The organism is Mycobacterium cajalii (assembly GCF_045809005.2).
Taxonomy (GTDB): domain Bacteria; phylum Actinomycetota; class Actinomycetes; order Mycobacteriales; family Mycobacteriaceae; genus Mycobacterium.
This window is the reverse complement of sequence record NZ_CM141436.1, coordinates 5,827,967-5,845,579: the sequence shown is the minus strand read 5'-3', so window position 1 is coordinate 5,845,579 and position 17,613 is coordinate 5,827,967. Positions and strand designations below refer to the sequence as shown.

Annotated in this window: 15 protein-coding genes and 1 tRNA gene; 5 read left to right on the top strand and 11 right to left on the bottom strand. The window is 73.6% G+C overall.

Translation table 11 applies throughout. The features are described 5' to 3' along the window. Positions 1 to 68 precede the first annotated feature (68 nt). The 5 genes from ACJ512_RS27995 to ACJ512_RS27975 are packed head-to-tail and all read right to left on the bottom strand — an operon-like array spanning position 69 to position 5,294. Positions 69 to 1,403, bottom strand: a complete 1,335-nt coding sequence (locus ACJ512_RS27995; RefSeq protein WP_407689203.1) for a DUF58 domain-containing protein — start codon at positions 1,401 to 1,403, stop codon at positions 69 to 71. Then, a complete protein-coding gene (locus ACJ512_RS27990; protein WP_407689209.1) occupies positions 1,403 to 2,371 on the bottom strand; it encodes an AAA family ATPase in 969 nt (322 codons plus the stop codon). Before ACJ512_RS27990 ends, ACJ512_RS27995 begins: the two co-directional genes overlap by 1 nt. Further along, positions 2,365 to 3,510, bottom strand: a complete 1,146-nt coding sequence (locus ACJ512_RS27985) for a DUF4350 domain-containing protein (RefSeq protein WP_407689204.1) — start codon at positions 3,508 to 3,510, stop codon at positions 2,365 to 2,367. The genes ACJ512_RS27990 and ACJ512_RS27985 overlap by 7 nt, the downstream gene beginning before the upstream one ends. Beyond that, positions 3,492 to 4,139 carry a DUF4129 domain-containing protein gene (locus tag ACJ512_RS27980; RefSeq protein ID WP_407689205.1) on the bottom strand — a complete coding sequence of 216 codons (648 nt, stop codon included), beginning with the start codon at positions 4,137 to 4,139 and terminating at the stop codon, positions 3,492 to 3,494. Before ACJ512_RS27980 ends, ACJ512_RS27985 begins: the two co-directional genes overlap by 19 nt. 24 nt (positions 4,140 to 4,163) lie before the next feature. After that, on the bottom strand, positions 4,164 to 5,294 hold the full coding sequence (locus tag ACJ512_RS27975; RefSeq protein ID WP_407689206.1) for a DUF7847 domain-containing protein: 1,131 nt from the start codon (positions 5,292 to 5,294) through the stop codon (positions 4,164 to 4,166). Between the two features lie 144 nt (positions 5,295 to 5,438). Between ACJ512_RS27975 and ACJ512_RS27970 the strand changes: the two genes are divergently transcribed. Beyond that, the gene (locus tag ACJ512_RS27970) at positions 5,439 to 5,903 is read left to right on the top strand and encodes a GatB/YqeY domain-containing protein (protein ID WP_461479910.1); all 465 of its coding nucleotides are present in this window, start codon (positions 5,439 to 5,441) and stop codon (positions 5,901 to 5,903) included. Here ACJ512_RS27970 and nrfD read toward each other — a convergent pair. The 6 genes from nrfD to ACJ512_RS27940 all read right to left on the bottom strand — a co-directional run bounded on the left by nrfD (position 5,887) and on the right by ACJ512_RS27940 (position 14,417). Then, complete coding sequence (gene nrfD, locus ACJ512_RS27965; protein WP_461480165.1) at positions 5,887 to 6,960, bottom strand: NrfD/PsrC family molybdoenzyme membrane anchor subunit; 1,074 nt, start codon at positions 6,958 to 6,960, stop codon at positions 5,887 to 5,889. The two genes, ACJ512_RS27970 and nrfD, sit on opposite strands and share 17 nt — an antisense overlap. A 44-nt stretch (positions 6,961 to 7,004) precedes the next feature. Beyond that, positions 7,005 to 8,024 carry a 4Fe-4S dicluster domain-containing protein gene (locus ACJ512_RS27960; protein WP_407689585.1) on the bottom strand — a complete coding sequence of 340 codons (1,020 nt, stop codon included), beginning with the start codon at positions 8,022 to 8,024 and terminating at the stop codon, positions 7,005 to 7,007. After that, positions 8,021 to 11,320: a formate dehydrogenase gene (gene fdh / locus ACJ512_RS27955; RefSeq protein WP_407689586.1), complete on the bottom strand. Its 3,300-nt coding sequence runs from the start codon at positions 11,318 to 11,320 to the stop codon at positions 8,021 to 8,023. The genes ACJ512_RS27960 and fdh overlap by 4 nt, the downstream gene beginning before the upstream one ends. Positions 11,321 to 11,327: 7 nt before the next feature. Beyond that, a complete protein-coding gene (locus tag ACJ512_RS27950; protein WP_461479909.1) occupies positions 11,328 to 13,031 on the bottom strand; it encodes a SelB domain-containing protein in 1,704 nt (567 codons plus the stop codon). After that, positions 13,019 to 14,308, bottom strand: a complete 1,290-nt coding sequence (gene selA, locus ACJ512_RS27945; protein WP_461479908.1) for an L-seryl-tRNA(Sec) selenium transferase — start codon at positions 14,306 to 14,308, stop codon at positions 13,019 to 13,021. Before selA ends, ACJ512_RS27950 begins: the two co-directional genes overlap by 13 nt. A gap of 14 nt (positions 14,309 to 14,322) precedes the next feature. Next, positions 14,323 to 14,417, bottom strand: a tRNA-Sec gene (locus ACJ512_RS27940). Between the two features lie 28 nt (positions 14,418 to 14,445). On the opposite strand from ACJ512_RS27940, the gene selD reads away from it, so the two are divergent. The 4 genes from selD (at position 14,446) to ACJ512_RS27920 (ending at position 17,534) form a co-directional block, all read left to right on the top strand. Beyond that, the gene (gene selD / locus ACJ512_RS27935) at positions 14,446 to 15,438 is read left to right on the top strand and encodes a selenide, water dikinase SelD (protein WP_407688727.1); all 993 of its coding nucleotides are present in this window, start codon (positions 14,446 to 14,448) and stop codon (positions 15,436 to 15,438) included. 38 nt (positions 15,439 to 15,476) lie between these two features. Next, the gene (locus ACJ512_RS27930; RefSeq protein WP_407688709.1) at positions 15,477 to 16,463 is read left to right on the top strand and encodes an LLM class F420-dependent oxidoreductase; all 987 of its coding nucleotides are present in this window, start codon (positions 15,477 to 15,479) and stop codon (positions 16,461 to 16,463) included. A 104-nt stretch (positions 16,464 to 16,567) separates the two neighbouring features. After that, the gene (locus tag ACJ512_RS27925; protein ID WP_461479907.1) at positions 16,568 to 16,942 is read left to right on the top strand and encodes a malate dehydrogenase; all 375 of its coding nucleotides are present in this window, start codon (positions 16,568 to 16,570) and stop codon (positions 16,940 to 16,942) included. Positions 16,943 to 16,979: 37 nt separating this feature from the next. Beyond that, positions 16,980 to 17,534 (top strand): type 1 glutamine amidotransferase domain-containing protein, encoded by a 555-nt coding sequence (locus ACJ512_RS27920; RefSeq protein WP_407688711.1) that lies wholly within the window; start codon positions 16,980 to 16,982, stop codon positions 17,532 to 17,534. Positions 17,535 to 17,613 lie beyond the last annotated feature (79 nt).

The following is a 17,613-nucleotide window of genomic DNA, read 5'->3' as shown; positions in this document are numbered from 1 at the left end:
CCGCGAGAGTGCAACTGGCAACACATTCTTCGGGTAAGGCCGTCGGTACTCGCACTCTCGCGGTGAGACTACAGCCGGCCGGTGGCCTTCATCGCCAGGTAGCGGTCGGCGAGGGCGGGCGCGAGCTCGGCGGGCGCGGCGTCGACGACCTCCATCCCGCGGCCGCGCAGCCGGGCGGCGATCGCGCGCCGCTCGTTGCGGGAGCGCTCGGCGGCCGCGGCGTCGTACACCGCCGCCGCGTCGGCGCGCCCGCCGGCCATCTCGTCGACGCGGGGGTCGGCGACCGCCGCGAGGAGCAGGCGGTGCCGGGCCGACAGCGTGTCCAGCACCGGCAGCAGCCCCTCCTCGAGGGCGGTCGCGTTGAGGTCGGTCAGCAGCACCACCAACGACTGGTGCCGGGCGCGCCGGACCAGGGCCGAAGCCATTGCGCGCCAATCGGTTTCGACCAGTGTCGGTTGCAGCGGGGCCATCGCCTCGACCAGCTGGGCGAGCAGTTCGGTGCGCGAGGCGCCGAACACCGCGGCCCGGCTCACCCGGTCGTGGGCGAGGAAGTCCACGTGGTCGCCGGCCCGCGCCGCGAGCGCCGCGAGCAGCAGGGCGGCGTCCATCGCCCAGTCCAGCCGGGGCCAGCCCGCCGGTCCGGTTCCGGGATCGGCCGAAGCCGGGTCGACGCCGACGCGCCCGGCCGCCGTGCGCCCTGTGTCGAGCACGAGCACCACCCGGCGGTCGCGTTCGGGCCGCCAGGTGCGCACCACCACGTCGGCGCGGCGCGCGGTGGCGCGCCAGTCGATGGAGCGCACGTCGTCGCCGACGACGTATTCGCGCAGCGAGTCGAATTCGGTGCCCTGCCCGCGGATCAGCGTGGGCAGCAGCCCGTCCATCTCGCGCAGCTTCGCCAGCCGCGACGGCAGATGCTTGCGGGACAGAAACGGCGGGAGCACCCGGACCAGGCCGGGCACCGGCCGCGAGGCCTGCCGTCCGGCCAGCCCCAGCGGCCCGATCGAGCGGGTCGTGACCGCCGCCGCGCGCTGGTCGCCGCGCCGCACCGGCCGCAGGCGGGTCCGGATCCGCAGCTGCTGGCCGGCCCCGAGGGTGACGGCGTGGATGCGCGGCTGCGCGCGGGCGCTGGGCGGCCACGCGTCGCGGACCTGCCCGCGGAACCGCCGGCGGCCGTCGTTGCGGACCGTCAGCACCGCGTCCACCTCCTGGCCGAGCCGCACCGAACCGTCCGGCGAGCGGGTGTACCCCAGCCCGCGGGTGCCGGCCGCCAGCGCGACGTCGACGGCAACCGCGGTGGCCAGCGCCGCCAGCAGGACCACGAAAGCCCTTGCCGGCCAAGGGGACACCGCGATCGGCAGGGCGCACAGCAGTGCGACCAGGCCGGTGCGTCCGGTCAGGACCACTAGCGGGGTACCGGGACCGAGGCCAGGATCCCGCCGAGGACGCCGTCGGCGCCGGCCCCTTCCAGCTCGGCTTCGGGCCGCAGCATCAGGCGGTGCCGCAGCGTCGAGGAGGCCATGGCCTTGACGTCGTCGGGGGTGACGTAGTCGCGGCCGGACAGCCACGCCCAGGACCGCGCGGTGGCCAGCAGGGCGGTCGCCCCCCGCGGCGACACGCCCAGCTGCAGGGCGGGCGAGGTGCGGGTGGCCCCCACGATGTCGACGATGTAGCCCAGCACCTCGTCGGCGACCCGCACCCGTTGCACCGCCCGGCGTCCGGCGGCCAGTTCGTCGGGACCGGCCACCGGCGTGATCGCGGACAGGTCGCGGGGATCGAAGCCGTGCGCGTGCCGGTGCAGGATGACGATCTCGGCGTCGCGCGGCGGCAGTGTGACGTTCAGCTTGAGCAGGAAGCGGTCCAGCTGCGCCTCGGGCAGTTGGTAGGTGCCCTCGTATTCCACGGGGTTCTGGGTGGCGGCCACGATGAACGGGTCGGGCAGCGGTTTGGGCTCGCCGTCCACGCTGACCTGACGTTCCTCCATCGCCTCCAGCAGCGCGGCCTGGGTCTTGGGCGGGGTGCGGTTGATCTCGTCGGCCAGCAGCAGGTTGGTGAACACCGGGCCCGGCCGGAACACGAACGCGGCGGTGCGCGCGTCGTACACCAGCGAACCGGTGACATCTCCGGGCATCAGGTCGGGGGTGAACTGGATCCGCTTGAAATCGAGTCGCAGCGCCGCGGCCAGCGCGCGCACCAGCAGCGTCTTGGCCACTCCCGGAACGCCTTCCAGCAGGACGTGGCCGCGGCACAGCAGCGCGATCACCAGCCCGCTGACGACCCCCTCCTGTCCCACGACGGCTTTGGCCAGTTCCGCGCGCAATGCCAGCAGCGCCTCTCGGGCCGAGTCAGCGGTGGGAGTCGATTGTGTCACGATCCGGTGGCCTGCCTTTCGATGTCGTCGAGCGCACGGGCAAGTTGTAGCAGGTCGTCGTCGGTCAACGGGGGTGGGCCGTAGAGCCGGTGGGCGACGAGCCCGGCGTCGGCGCCGCTGCGTTGCGCGAGCGCCGCCACCACCGCCGGGGGCGAGGCGCCCGCGCCCAGGCCGAGCCGGGGCAGCAACCGCTGCAGCGTGGCGGCGCGCAGCGCCGCGGCGGCGCGGTCGCGGGCCCGGTGCGACCGGTACAGCCGGGCACGGCCCTCGACGGTCTCCGACGCGCGCACCACCACGGGCAACTCCTCGGCCACCAGCGGGCCCGGCCGGCGCCCCTTCCAGAACGCGACCAGCGTCACCACCAGCAGCAGCTGCCAGACCAGCCACGTCGCGTTGGGCGGAATCATGCCGAACAGCGATGTGGTGGAGGAGTTCTCGCCCTCGGTGTGCTGGGGCGCGTACCAGATGAGGCGGGGCCGGTCGCCGGCGAGGTTCATCGCCAGCGCGGCGTTGCCCGCCCGCAGCAGGCCCCCGTTGGTCATGAACTCGGCGCTGCCCACCACGGTGACGGCCCGGCCGTGGGCCCGGAACCGGATCAGCACCCCGCCGTAACAACTCGTCACGGTCCTGCCGTCGGCGGCCCGGTAGCTGTCGCTGGGCCCGAAGCGCACCGCCCCGGCCCGCTCGGCCTCCCGCAGGGTGCAGTCCGGGCTGCTGTCGAAGCTTTTCGGCGCGGGCGCCTTGCGCACCCCGGGCAGCAGCGCCTCGCGGGTCCGCGCCGTCGGTTCGACCAGCAGCAGATCGCCCGGGGCGCGGGCCAGTTCGTCCAGCAGTGGGTCGGTCAGGTACTGGCTCTGCGCCACCAGGATCAGCGTGGCGGGGCGGGCCGCGCGCTCGACGTCGGCGATGCCGGACGCCACGACGACCTCGACGCCGTTGTCGCGCAGCAGTGTCACCAGGGCGTGGGCACCGTCGGGCGCGGTCGACGCCGGATCCATCCGCGCCCCGGACCGCGGCGCGGTCAGGTAGGCGCCGACGCCGGCGACGACCGCGACGACGAGCAGCGACAGCGCCACCCAGCCCCAGGTGCGCCGGCGCTGCGCCGCGGCGCCGGAGGCCGCCGTCACCGGACCCGCGCCCATGACTCGACGGTGCCGGCGGGCGCCGGCGCCGGCGCGGCGGGCGAGCGCGACCTCAGGTGCTCGTCGAGGTCGGCGATCATCCGGTACTCCGGCTGGGTCCCGGGCCGCTCGCCGTAGGTGACGTCGTTGAAAGCCGTTGCCGCCTGGAACAATTCGCCGGCCAGGTGGGGAAGTGCGGCGCCCGCGTCTCGGGCCAGCTCGGTGGCGGTCCGCCCGGGGGCCGGATCGAGCACCCCGGTCTCCTCGAGCTGGCGGGCGACCGCGCGCAGCCGGTGCCGGATCGCCGCGGCCCAATCGCCTTCGGCGGCATAGGTTTCGGCGGTGGCGCGGTGTTGCGCCGCGGTGAGCTGCGTGGCCGCGAACAGCGCGACCCCACCGCGACGGGTGCGCAGCGTGCGCCGCGCGACCCGGACGGCGACCACCGTCGCGACCGCCAGCAGGACGAACAGCACCGCGGCGGTGAACCATCCACCCGGCAGCGACGCGGTCTTCTCCAGCAGCCGGTACAGCTGCTCGTTGATCCAGTCGGACAGTTGCTGCCACGCCGAACCCCGGGAATAGACCGGCTTGTCCAGCTCGGCCTGCGCGGCCCGGTGGGCGGCATCGCGGTCGATGTCGATGGAAGGCACGGTGTGGTGGTCCTCGCTCGGCCCTTACGCGGGCCGGGTCAGCCAGAGGTTGTCGGTGCACGCGACCGCATAGGGACCGCCGGCGGCCCCGGTCTGCAGCACCAGGTCGAACGCCTCGGCCCGCATGCGGCGGTCGGTGTAGAGCAGCACGACGACTCCGGCGTTGAACGGTGCGGTGATGATCTGCCCGATCGCCGACCCGACGGAGGCGATCGCGGTGCCGAGGACCAGGACGGCGGTGGACGCGGTCCCGCCCAGCAGCAGCTGGCCCGCGATGCTGAACGGCGCGGCGATCGCGTTCGCGACGACGGTTGCCACCACGAACGTCAGCGTCCGGATGCCCAGCACCCGCCAGAAGCCGTTGCGGACCAGCGCGAAGGATCGGGTGATCGCGTCGACGACGGGCAGCCGCTCCAGCACGATCAGCACCGGCGCGAACAGCACCACCGTGTACAGGTACACCAGCAACGCCAGCACGCCGAGCAGCAGCGGGAAACCGAACAGGATCGCCGCCGCCCCGGTGCCGAGCGCCGCCAGCAGGGCCGCGGCGACCGCCACCAGGCCCCCGAGGGTGGCGACCGCGGCGGCCTCCAGCAGCGCCAGGCCGAGCAGGGGAACCAGCCGCCCGCGAATCCTGGCCCAGGTCTCGCCGATGGTGATCGTCGATCCGAAAACCGCGCGCCCGACGATGACGGTGAGCATCCCGGACAGCAGCATGCCGCCCAGCCACGTGATCAGCAGGCCGGCGGCGATCGACGCCAGGAAGGCGACGGCGACCCCGGAGGTCAACTCGCCCGGCGGCTGGGTCGAGACGCTGCCGAAGGCCGTCAGGGGCCCGAGCGTGGCCACGAGCGTGATGATCTGCATCGCCACCACCACCGTCGCGCTCAGCCCGAGCGTGGCCCTCGGGTTGGCGCGGATGTAGCCGACCGCCCCGTTGAAGATCTCGCTCAGGGTCAACGGCCGCAGCGGGATGATCCCGGGTTTGACGGCTGCCGGCGGCCGGTACGGGGAGCCGTATTGCGGCGGGCCATAGCTGTATGGGGAGCCGTATGGGGAGCCGTATTGCGGCGGGCCATAGCCGTATGGGGAGCCGTACTGGGGGCCCGAGCCGTATGGGGAGCCGTACTGCGGGCCGGGCGGGGGCGCGTTCACCAAGTCCGGCGGCCTTCGGAGCCGAAGTAGCCCAAGGAGCCGCGCCCGTCGTTCGTCATGGCATCCATCCTGTCGGCGGCCGGGTCATTTCTCAATCTCGGTGTCGCAATCTCCCGGGTGGCCGTGGCGCGTACCGTTCCAGGCATGGCGGAACTCAAGGCCCGGATCCGGGCGGACCTGACCCAGGCGATGAAGGCGCAGGACAAGTTGCGCACAGCGACGCTGCGCATGTTGCTGGCCGCGATCCAGACCGAGGAAGTCTCCGGCAAGCAGGCCAAGGAACTCACCGACGACGACGTCATCAAGGTGCTGGCCAGGGAGTCCCGCAAGCGTGGCGAGGCCGCCGAGATCTACACCGAGAACGGCCGCGGCGACATGGCCGCCAACGAGCACGCCGAGGGCCGCGTCATCGACGAGTACCTGCCCACACCGCTGACCGAGGCCGAGGTGGCCGACGTCGCCGACACCGCCATCGCCCAGGTCGCCGAGGAGATCGGGGAACGTCCGGGCATGAAGCAGATGGGCCTGGTGATGAAGGCGGCCACCGCGATCGCGGCCGGCAAGGCCGACGGCGGCCGCCTGTCCGCGGCGGTCAAAGAGCGCCTGTAGCGCGGCCGAGCGCGCGCGCCGCGGCGCCGCGCGCGGCCCGCACCGCCGCGACGACCCGCGGGAACTGCGGCGGCCGGTCGTCGCCGCGGGCCGGGCGGCCGGCGTCGAGCCGTTCCCGCTGCGGCACCACGACGTACTTCGGGTCGCGGGTGGATTCGACCCCGGCCTCGAACACCCCGAACCGCTGCAGCACGCTGCCGGCCAGCAGCGCCAGCCCGGACAGGGCCGCGACACCGCGGTTGCGTCCGCCCGCCACCGCGCCCAGCGCCCCCGCGACCGTCAGGTACTCGGCCGGCTTGCGCAGCCGGTGGGCCTTGCCGGTGGTGTAGGCCTGCGCGGCCAGGCCGATGCGCCGCTCCAGCAGCCGCGACGCCGCGACCTCGAGCCCGGCGCCCAGGACGGCCAGCCGGCGGGCCGGGCCGGCCTCGTCGACCGGCGCCAGCAGCATCCCCAGCCCGCCGCCGCTGGCCGCGGCCGACCCGGTGAACACGAACGGCAGGTACGGGTGTGCGGCGTTCCAGGCCGGGACGGCGGTCTGCGACAGCAGCACCGCGGTGTAGGACGCGACCCCGGGCGCGAAAGCGGCCGCCGACAGCCCCGCCGGGCGAGCCGAGGCGGCCAGCAGCCGGCCGGGAGCGGACCGTCGCAGCGGCGGCGGCATCAGCTCCACGGCCCCGGCCAGCCCGGCGCCCGGCCCGTAGGCGGACAGGATCCAGGTGCCCACGCTCATCGGCGAACTCGGCTTGGCCACCCGCAACATGTGGTGGAACCGCTCGGGGCGGCCCAGATCGGCGACGAGGAAGTACATGCTGGCGACCAGGCCGGCCAGCGCCCCGACCCGCCCCACGCGGCGCAGCTTGGGCCGGCCGGTGAGGTCGGCCCCGGCGGCCAGCAGCGCCGAGCCCCCCGACAGGCCCCCGGCGAACAGGTAGGCCGCGATCTTCCACTCCCACACCGGGGACTTGAGCACCGCGCGCCCGTAGTACGACCGGAATTCGGCCCGCGGCACGGCGAGCTGCTCGCGCCCGCCGCCGCCGTCCCGGCCCCGGCTGAACATCTGGGCGTGGACGTCCGCGGCGCCCGCGTCGCTGCGCTGTTCTTTCACCGCCGGCCCCGCCCCAGGAACGACGACACCGCGGCGGCGACGAGCGCCGACGCCGCGATCCCGGCGTAGCGCCACATCGCGGGCGCGTCGCGGGTCGGCACCACCGGGTCCGGCGGCAGCCCGTACACCTCGGGCTCGTCGAGCAGCAGGAAGAACGCGCCGTCGCCGCCCACCCCGTCGTTCGGGTCGTGACCGTAGAGCCGCGCCTCGCTCACCCCGAGCCCGTGCAACTGGTCGATGCGGCGGGCGGCGCGCTCGCGCAGCTCGTCGAGGACACCGAACTGGATGGAGTCGGTGGGGCACGCCTTGGCGCACGCCGGTTCCAGGCCGTCCCGCAGCCGGTCGTAGCACAGCGTGCACTTCCACGCCCGGCCGTCGCCCTCGCGCCGGTCGATCACCCCGTACGGGCAGCCGGACACGCAGTAGCCGCAGCCGTTGCAGATGTCCTGCTGCACCACGACGGTGCCGAACTCGGTGCGGAACAGCGCGCCCGTCGGGCACACGTCCAGGCAGCCCGCGTGGGTGCAGTGCTTGCAGACGTCGGAGCTCATCAGCCAGCGGAAGTCGGTGCGGGTCTGGGCGCCGCTGCCGTCCCCGGGGCGCGCGAACTTCGGGAACTCCAGGTCCACCGGGGTGTTGCCGAGTTCCGCGCCGCCGCGCGGCATGGACTCGATCGCGGCCGCGGCGATGTCGGCCGACTCGCCGCTGCCCGACGGGCCGGTCGGCGACCCCGCCATGCCCGGATCCTGCCGGCCCAGCGGGCGATCCTGCTCGATGAAGGCGACGTGGCGCCAGGTGCTGGCGCCCAGCATGCCCGTGTTGTCGAACGACATCCCCAGCAGGTTGAAGCCGTCGTCAGGCACGGAGTTCCACTCCTTGCACGCCACCTCGCAGGCCTTGCAGCCGATGCAGACGGAGGTGTCGGTGAAGAACCCCACCCGCGGCGGGTGGTCCCCCGCGTATCCGGCGTTACCGGCGGGATCCGGCAAATCTCCGTAAAAGCTGTTGTCGCTCAAGGCGTTTCCTCCGGCTCGAGATGGGCCACCGGGTCGGGCCGGGTGGTGTCCAGCCGAGTACCCGTTTCGGCGGTGATACCGGCGCGACGGCGGTAGTCGGCGATGTAAGCCAGCAGCTCGGGCCCGCGCGGCCGCCGCCCGGGCCGGACGTCGCAGGTGGCGACCTTGCTCTCCTGGATGAACACGTTCGGGTCCAGCACCACCCCGAGCAGGTCGTTGACCACATCCCCCTCGATCGGTCCGGCGTAGCCCCAGTGATACGGCATCCAAACCTGTTGGATCACGCGGTCTTCGATGCGCAGGGGCTTCATCCGGTCGGTCACGAACACCCGGGCCTCCACCGCCGTCCGGCTGGTGACCACGTGCGCCCAGTCCATGTGCGTCAGCCCGCGCATGCGCGCCAGCTCGGGGGAGACCTCCACGAACAGCTCCGGCTGTAACTCCGCGAGATAGGGCAGCTGGCGGCTCATCCCACCGGCGGTGTGGTGCTCGGTGAGCCGGGCCGTGGTGAACACGAACGGGAACACCTCGCCGTGCGCCTCCGGCGGCGACGGGTTGGATGGATTGTCGCTGCGCCCGTACACGATTCGCGTCGGATTGCCCTGCTGGGCGTAGAGCGCGTTGCGCACCGGCGACTCGTGCGGCTCGTAGTGGGTGGGCAGCGGGCCGTCCGCCAGCCCGTTGGGCGCGAACAGCCAGGCCTTGCCGTCGGCCTGCATGATGAATGCGTCGTCGCCGCGCAGCGCCTCCACACCCACCGCGCCCTCGGGCGGGCGGTGGTCCGGCGGCTTGTTCAGCTCGAAGTCGGGGATGTCGTGGCCGGTCCACTCACCCTTGTCGGGGTCCCACCAGACGAGCTTCTTGCGCTCGCTCCACGGCCGCCCCGCCGGGTCGGCAGAGGCCCGGTTGTAGAGCACCCGGCGGTTCGCCGGCCAGGTCCAGCCCCACTCGTTGTCGTAGGGGCCCTGCTGCTCCTTCGGTTTGCGCCGCGCCGCCTGGTTGACCTCGTCGGCGTACACCCCGCTGTAGATCCAGCAGCCGCAGGCCGTGCTGCCGTCGGCCTTGAGCTCGGTGTAGCCGTTCACCGCTCGGCCCGTGGTCAGGTCGATGCCGTTCATGCGGCGCAGCACGTCCTCGCCCGACGGCTCTTCGGACTCGGGGCCGTCGGTCGCCGACTCGGTCCTGTAGTCCCACGCCAGGTCCAGCAGCGGGCGGTCGCGCACGTCGGTCGAGCCCGCCAGCTTCTCGCGCAGCCTGCGGCCCAGGTTGAAGAAGAACCACAGGTCCGAGCGGGCGTCGCCGGGCGGGTCGACCGCCTTCTCCCGCCACTGCAGCATGCGCTGGGTCTGGGTGAAGGTGCCGGCCTTCTCGACGTGGGAGGCGGCCGGGAAGAAGAACACCTCGGTGCGGCACGTCTCCGGCGAGATCTCGCCCGTCTCGATCTCCGGCGCGTCCTTCCAGAAGGTGGCGCTCTCGATCATGACGAGGTCGCGCACCACCAGCCAGTCGAGGTTGGCCATGCCGAGGCGCTGCAGCCGCCCGTGGGCGGACCCGACGGCCGGGTTCTGGCCGAGCAGGAAGTAGCCGAACACGGTGCCGTCGATCATGTCCAGCACCGTGCGGTAGGTGCTGTGGTCGCCGTTGATCCGGGGCAGGTAGTCGAAGCAGAAGTCGTTGTCGGGCGTCGCGTGCTCGCCCCAGTACTCCTTGAGCAGCGACACCATGTAGGTGTCGGCCTTGTGCCAGAAGCCCTTCTGGTTGCGGCTGGTGATCTTCTCGAGGTAGTCCGCCAGGGTCTCCTGGCCGGCCTGCGGCATCGTGAGGTAGCCGGGCAGCAGGTTGAACAGCGTCGGCACGTCGGTGGAGCCCTGGATGCTGGCGTGCCCGCGCAGCGCGAAGATCCCGCCGCCGGGGCGGCCGATGTTGCCCAGCAGCAGCTGGATGATGGACCCGGCGCGGATGTACTGGGCGCCGGTGGAGTGCTGGGTCCAGCCCACGCTGTACACCAGCGCGGCGGTGCGCTCCCGGCCCGAGTTCTGCGTCCACGCCCGCGCGATCTGGGTGAAGGTTTCGGCCGGCACCCCGCACACCCGCTCCACCATCTCCGGGGTGTAGCGGGCGTAGTGCCGCTTGAGGACCTGGTAGACGCAGCGCGGGTGCTGCAGCGCCGGGTCGTTGGGGATGTCCCCGGCGCCGCCCTCGATCGGGGGCCCGCCCGAGCCGAGCTGCGTGGGCGCCCCCTGCTGCTTGTCGCCCGCCCCGCCCCGGCCGCCGTGGCCGGTGGACTCGTAATGCCAGCTCGCCGGGTCGTAGGAGGCGGTGTCGTGGTCGTAGCCGCTGAACAGGCCGTCGAGGTCCTCGGTGTCGCGGTAGCCCTCGTCGAGGATGAACGACGCGTTGGTGTAGGCGGTCACGTACTCCCGGAAGTCCAGTTCATTGGACAGGATGTAGTTGATCACCCCGCCGAGGAAGGCGATGTCGGTGCCCGCGCGCAGCGGCACGTGCCGGTCGGCGACCGCGCTGGTGCGGGTGAACCGCGGGTCGATGTGGACGACCTCGGCGCCGCGCGCCTTGGCCTCCATCACCCACTGGAAGCCGACCGGATGCGCCTCGGCCATGTTCGAGCCCATGATGACGATGAAGTCGGAGTTCGCGAGGTCCTGCTGATAGTCCGTCGCGCCGCCGCGACCGAAGGAGGCTCCCAGACCGGGAACCGTGGCGCTGTGTCAAATACGGGCCTGGTTCTCGATCTGCAGCGCGCCCAGCGCGGTGAACAGCTTCTTGATCAGATAGTTCTCTTCGTTGTCCAGCGTCGCCCCGCCCAGGCTGGCGATGCCCATCGTGCGGCGCAGGGTGTTGCGGTCTTTGTCGAAGTCCTGCCAGCCCTTGCGGCGGGCGTCGAGCACCCGGTCGGCGACCATGTCCATCGCGGTGTCCAGGTCGAGCTCGGTCCACTGCGTGGCGTAGGGGGCGCGGTAGCGCACCGTGGTCTCGCGCTGCGACCCGGTGACCAGTTGCTTGCTCGCGGATCCCTTGGGGCACAACCGGCCCCGGGAGATCGGGCTGTCCGGGTCGCCCTCGATCTGGACGACCTCGCCGTCGGTGACGTACACCTTCTGCGCGCAGCCGACCGCGCAGTACGGACACACCGAATGCGCGACGCTGTCGGCGGTGGCGGTGCGGGGCTGCAGCCCCGCGGAGCGCTCGGACTGTGCGGCCTTGCCGCGGCCCAGCGCGTCGGCGCCGGTGAGCTGGCGGTAGACCGGCCACGACTGCAGCAGCTTGCCGAAATCCATCCTTCGATCAAACCACTTCGCGGGTGCCGTCGCCGCCGCGGCGGGTCAGCCGCCGGGCGTCGAGGCGCTCCAGCAAAGGCACCGCGACCCGCCGCGTGGTGCCCAGCGCGAGCCGGGCCTCGCTCACGGTGAACGGCTGCGGCAGCGCCGCCAGGATCGCGGCCGCGCGGTCGAGCGCGTCGGGACCCAGCACCACCCCGTCGGCGATGCGCGTCAGCCGCCCGGCGCGCACCGCCGCGGCCAGCTCGCGGGCACCCAGCTGCAGGGCGGCCAGGTCGTCGGCCTCCGGGGCGCGGAACGGTTCGGCGGCCAGCCGTTGCTCGAGGGTGCGCACGGCCTCCTCGACGCGGGCCGGCAGGCCGACGCCGGGCGGTGCGACCAAGCCGTCGGACACCGTCAGCCCGCTGCCCTCGAGCAGCAGGGACACCAGCGCGGCGGCGGGCAGCCCGAGCTGGCGGCGTAGCGCGTCCAGCGGCATGCCGGCCGCGACGTCGTGCTCGGCGGCCCAGCGCCGCACCGCCGACACCGCGTCCGCACGCCGTCGCGCCCACCACTGCGGGTCCACCACCCAGTCGCCGATCCGCTCGCCACGCGCGGGCAGGCCCATCGCGCGCAGCTCGTCGGCCCGGGCGCAGTCGGGCGGGCGGGCGCTACCGGTCGCCAGCTCGTCGGCGCGGGCCCGCGCGGCGCCGCGGCGGCGCAGCGCCGGCGGACGCACGTCGAGCACCTCGATCCCCGCGGCGATCCGGTGCTCCCCGGGGTCGCGCAGCAGCCCGACGTCGGAGACCCGCAACGGCAGCGGCCGGCGCAGCCGCAGCCGCGCCGCGCCCGCGCCGAGCGGGCGGACGTGCACCGGCACCGCCGCGGACCCGACGTGCAGGACCAGCTCGCGGTGCAGCGTCTGCGGCGCCCGCAGCGCGACGTCGACCTCGGCGGTGTCCAGCCACGCCCCGGGGGTGCGCACGGTGTCGCCGCGGCCGATGTGCCGGCGGTCCAGGCCGCGCAGGTTCAGCGCGACCCGGGCCACCGCGCCGGCCTCGGCGCGGTCCTCGCCCAGACACTGCAGCCCGCGCACGGTGACGCGCCGCCCGGCGGCTTCGAGTTCGTCGCCGACCCGGACGGTGCCGGCCGCGAGCGTCCCGGTCACCACCGTGCCCGCGCCCCGGACGGTGAAGGTGCGGTCCACCCACAGGCGCACGTCGGCGCCGCGGTCCGGTGCGGGCAGCCGGTCGGTGAGCGCGACCAGCCCGGCGCGCACCCGGTCCAGGTCGGTGCCGAGCACCACCGGCGGGTCGGCCAGCGAGGTGGCCGCGAACCGCTCCCGGGCCGCCTCGACGGCCGGTGCGGGGTCGGCCAGGTCGGCCTTGCTGATCACCAGCAACCCGTGGCGGACGCCCAGGGCGTGCAGCGCCGCGAGGTGTTCCTCGGACTGCGGCATCCAGCCCTCGGTGGCCGCGACCACGAACACGACGAGGCTTTCCGGTGACATTGCCCCGACGCCGGCGAGCATGGTGGCGACGAACCGCTCGTGGCCCGGCACGTCGACGAACGCGATCCGCCGCCCGCCGATGTCGGCCCAGGCGAAGCCCAGGTCGATGGTCAGGCCGCGGCGCTGCTCCTCGGCCAGGCGGTCCGGCCACATGCCGGTGAGCCGGTGCACCAGCGTCGACTTGCCGTGGTCGACGTGCCCGGCGGTGGCTACGACGAACACGCCCGCACCGCCGCCGCCAGCGCCTCGTCGTCGTCGGGGGCCACGGTGCGCAGGTCCAGCAGGCACCGGCCGGCCTCCACGCGGCCGACCACCGGCGGGTCGCCGGCGCGCAGCGCCGCGGCGTAGGACTCCGGCAGGCTCAGCCCGGCGCTGGGCAACCGCACGTCGGGGGCGCCGCCGCCGCCGACGGCCGCCACGCAGTCGACCACCTCGGCGCCCGGCAGGACCGCGGCCAGCCGCTGCGCCCGCGCGCGCAGCGCCGCGACGTCGGCGGTCAGGGCCCGCGCCACCGGCGGCGGCGGGCCCACCAGGGTGGCCTCCAGCGCGGCGAGGGTGAGCTTGTCCACCCGCAGGGCGCGCGCCGCCGGATGCCGGCGCAGCCGCTCGACCAGCGCGGCGTCGCCGAACAGCAGCCCGGCCTGCGGCCCGCCCAGCAGCTTGTCGCCGCTGGCGGTGACCAGGTCGGCGCCGTCGCGCAACGCCGACGTCGCGTCGGGCTCGTCGGGCAGCACCGGATGCGGCGCCAACAGCCCGGAGCCGATGTCGACCACCAGCGGCACACCCAGCCCGGCCAGCTCGCGCACCGCGACCGCCGAGGTGAACCCGCTGACGTGGAAGTTCGACGGGTGCACCTTGAGCACGAAGCCGGTGTCGGGCCCGATCGCGCCGGTGTAGTCGGCCAGGGCGGTGCGGTTGGTGGTGCCGACCTCCCGCAGCCGCGAATCGGCCGACGCCAGCAGGTCCGGGATGCGGAACCCGTCGCCGATCTCGACCATCTCGCCGCGGCTGATCACGATCTCGCGGCCGGGGGCCAGCGCGAGCGCGGCCAGCAGCAGCGCGGCGGCGTTGTTGTTGACCACGTGCACGCCGCCGGCGGTGGGGACGGCCCGGGCCAGCGCGGCCAGCGCCGAGCGGCCGCGGCGGGCGCGCCGGCCCGTCGCCAGGTCGAACTCGACGTCGGTGGCCCCGCCGGCGGCGACGACGGCGTCCAGCGCGGCCGGCGACAGCGGCGCCCGGCCCAGGTTGGTGTGCACGACGACGCCGGTGGCGTTGACGACGGGCCGCAGGCCCGACGCGGTGCGCGGCAGCGCGGCCACGGCGTGGTCGGCGACCCGCTCCGGGGCGAGCTCGCCGTCGCGCGCGGCCTGCTGGGCGGCGGCGATCACCGACTTGACCAGCTCGCGGCCCAGCACCCGCTCGGCTTCGGCGAGGCGGGGATCGGCGAGCAGCGCGTCGGTGCGGGGCACCCGCCGGCGCGGATCGGTCCCATCGCTCATGTCAGGGCCCAGGGTGGCGGAGGCGGACGGGAATCGAACCCGCCAACGACAGCACCTGCCGCTCGACGGTTTTGAAGACCGCGCCGGTCACCAGACCGGACACACCTCCCTGGACCATGGGGACAATTATGGACGCCATGTACTACCGGCTGACTCAGTACGCCCACGGCGGCGGCTGCGCGTGCAAGATCCCGCCCGGCGAACTCGAGGAGGTGGTGCGGGGGCTGGGCGCGGCCACGCCGCGCGACGCGGTCGGCGAACTGCTGGTCGGGCTGGACAGCGGGGACGACGCGGCGGTGGTGCGCATCGACGGCGACACGGCGCTGATCGCGACGACGGACTTCTTCACCCCGGTCGTCGACGACGCCTACGACTGGGGCCGCATCGCGGCCGCCAACGCCCTCTCCGACGTCTACGCGATGGGCGGCCGGCCGGTCGTGGCGGTCAACCTGCTGGGCTGGCCGCGCGACGTGCTGCCGTTCGAGCTGGCGAGCGAGACGCTGCGCGGCGGGTTGGACGTGTGCGCGCTGGCGGGCTGCCATCTGGCCGGCGGGCACAGCGTCGACGACCCCGAACCCAAGTACGGGCTCGCGGTGACCGGCATCGGGGACCCGAAGCGTTTGCTGCGCAACGACTCCGGCCGGCCGGGGACGCCGCTGTCGCTGACCAAGCCGCTGGGCGTAGGCGTCCTGAACAGCCGGCACAAGGCCACCGGCGAACGCTTCCCGCAGGCCATCGACGCGATGACCACGCTCAACGCCGCCGCCGCGGCGGCGGCGCTGGCGGCGGGCGCCGAATGTGCCACGGACATCACGGGTTTCGGTCTGCTCGGGCATCTGCACAAGCTGGCGCGAGCCAGCGGTGTCACCGCGGTGATCGACTCGGCCGCGGTGCCCTACCTGGAGGGCGCGCGGGAGGCGCTAAAAGCCGGCCACGTCAGCGGCGGCACCCGGCGCAATCTCGAGTGGGTGGCCCCGCACGTGGACCTGTCGGCGGTGACCGCCGACGAGGCGCTGCTGCTCGCCGACGCGCAGACCTCGGGCGGTCTGCTGGTCGCGGCCGAGATCCCGGGGGCGCCCGTCATCGGGGAACTCGTGGCCCGCGGGGAGCGCACCATCGTGGTTCGCTGAGCGGTTTGCCACCGACCGGCCGGGGTAACCAGGGCGGTATGACGAACTTTGGCTACACTCTGATGACCGAGCAGAGTGGACCGAAAGACCTTGTGCGATATGCTGTTTCGGCTGAAGAACGTGGCTTCGACTTCGAGGTGTGCAGCGACCACTTCTCGCCGTGGCTGGTGTCGCAGGGCCACGCCCCGCACGCGTGGACGGTGCTGGGCGCGGTGGCCCATGCGACCGAACGGGTCGACCTGTACTCCTACGTGACCTGCCCGACGATGCGGTATCACCCGGCGATCGTCGCCCAGAAGGCGGCCACCGTGCAGATCCTGTCCGACGGGCGTTTCACGCTCGGCCTGGGCAGTGGGGAGAACCTCAACGAACACATCGTCGGCGAGGGCTGGCCCACCGTCGAGCGCCGGCAGGAGATGCTGTGCGAGGCCATCGAGATCATCCGCGAACTGTTCACCGGCGAGCTGGTCAGCTGGCGCGGCGACTACTTCGAGGTCGACTCGGCGCGGCTGTGGGACGTGCCCGAGGTCCCGGTCGGCATCGGGGTGGCGATGGGGGGCATGAAGGCCGTCGACCAGTTCGCCAAGCTCGGCGACCACATGATCGCCACCGAGCCGGACGGCGGACTCGTCCACGCGTGGCACGGCGCCCGCCAGGCGGCCAACATGGCCGGCAGTGGGCGCATCGTCGGCCAGATCCCGGTGAGCTGGGACCCCGACCGCGACGCCGCCGTCGAGCGCGCGCACGACCAGTTCCGCTGGTTCGCCGGCGGCTGGAAGGTCAACGCCGACCTGCCCACCCCGGCCGGTTTCGCCGGCGCGACGCAGTACGTGCGGCCCGAGGACGTCGCCGAGACCATCCCGTGCGGCCCGGACCTGGACGCGGTCGTCGAGGCCGTGCGGCCCTACCGGGAGGCCGGGTTCACCGACATCGCGCTCGTCCAGATCGGCGGCGAGACCCAGGACCGGTTTCTGGCCGAGGCCGCCGAACCGCTGCTCGAGGCGCTGCGGGCCGCCTCCGGCTGACCGCAGGTTTGGCCGCTGCATCCGGGGGTACCAATCAACGACCGATGGCCAGCCCGAGCAAAAGCGGCTGCGCTACAACACTTTCCAGCATGCAAGGGGTCGATGTGAGTCCACGTTCCGGAACAACCGCGACTTTGGTGAAAGCGCTCGGCGGCGCCAGTTTCGCTCTGGGGCTCTCCGAGTTGGTGGCGCCGGGGAAGGTCGCCGCGGTCGCGGGCGTGGACGACACCGCCGTCACCCGCCGGGTCATCCGTGCGCTCGGCGTGCGGGAATGCGGCCACGGCGTCGCCTTGCTGGGCGGTCCCGCCGAGCGGGTGTGGACCAGGGTGGCCGGGGACGCGCTGGACATGGGGCTGCTGCTCGTGGGCGTGGCCCGGCGCGGCCGCGGCCGGCGGCGGCAGGGCGCGGTCGCGGCAGCGGTGCTCACCGGGATCGCCGGGGCCGACGTGTACGCGGCGTTGCGGACGGCACGGGCATGAAATCTTCGAGCACACGCAATCATTGAAGGAGCGCGCAATGTCAGAGGAGTTGCAGGGCAAGACGATCGCCATCCTGGCCGCCGACGGTGTGGAAAAGGTCGAACTCGAGCAGCCGCGTTCGGCGTTGACCGGGGCGGGCGCCCGCGTCGAGGTCGTGTCGTTGAAGGCCGGTGAGATCCAGGCGCGCAACCACGATCTCGAGCCGGCCGGCACGTTCGCGGTCGACCGGGCGGTGGCCGATGTCTCCGTCGGCGAGTTCGACGGCCTCGTGCTGCCCGGCGGGACGGTCAACCCGGACAAGCTGCGCCTCGACGACGGCGCCGTCTCGTTCGTGCGCGACTTCGTGGCATCCGGGAAGCCGGTGGCCGCTATCTGTCACGGCCCCTGGACGTTGGTGGAGGCCGGGGTCGTGCCCGGGCGCAAGCTGACGTCGTACCCGAGCATCCGCACCGACCTGCGCAACGCGGGCGCCGACGTGGTGGACGAGGAGGTCGTCGTCGACGGCAACATCATCACCAGCCGCTCGCCGAAGGACCTGCCCGCGTTCTGCGCGGCGATCCTCGCCGAGTTCGCTCGCACGCCTTCGGACTGACGCCGAACGCGTGCGGGCATGCCCGAAAGGCCGCACCGTTTGAGCCCGCCTGTTTGCGGGCATTACACAGGCCACGCCG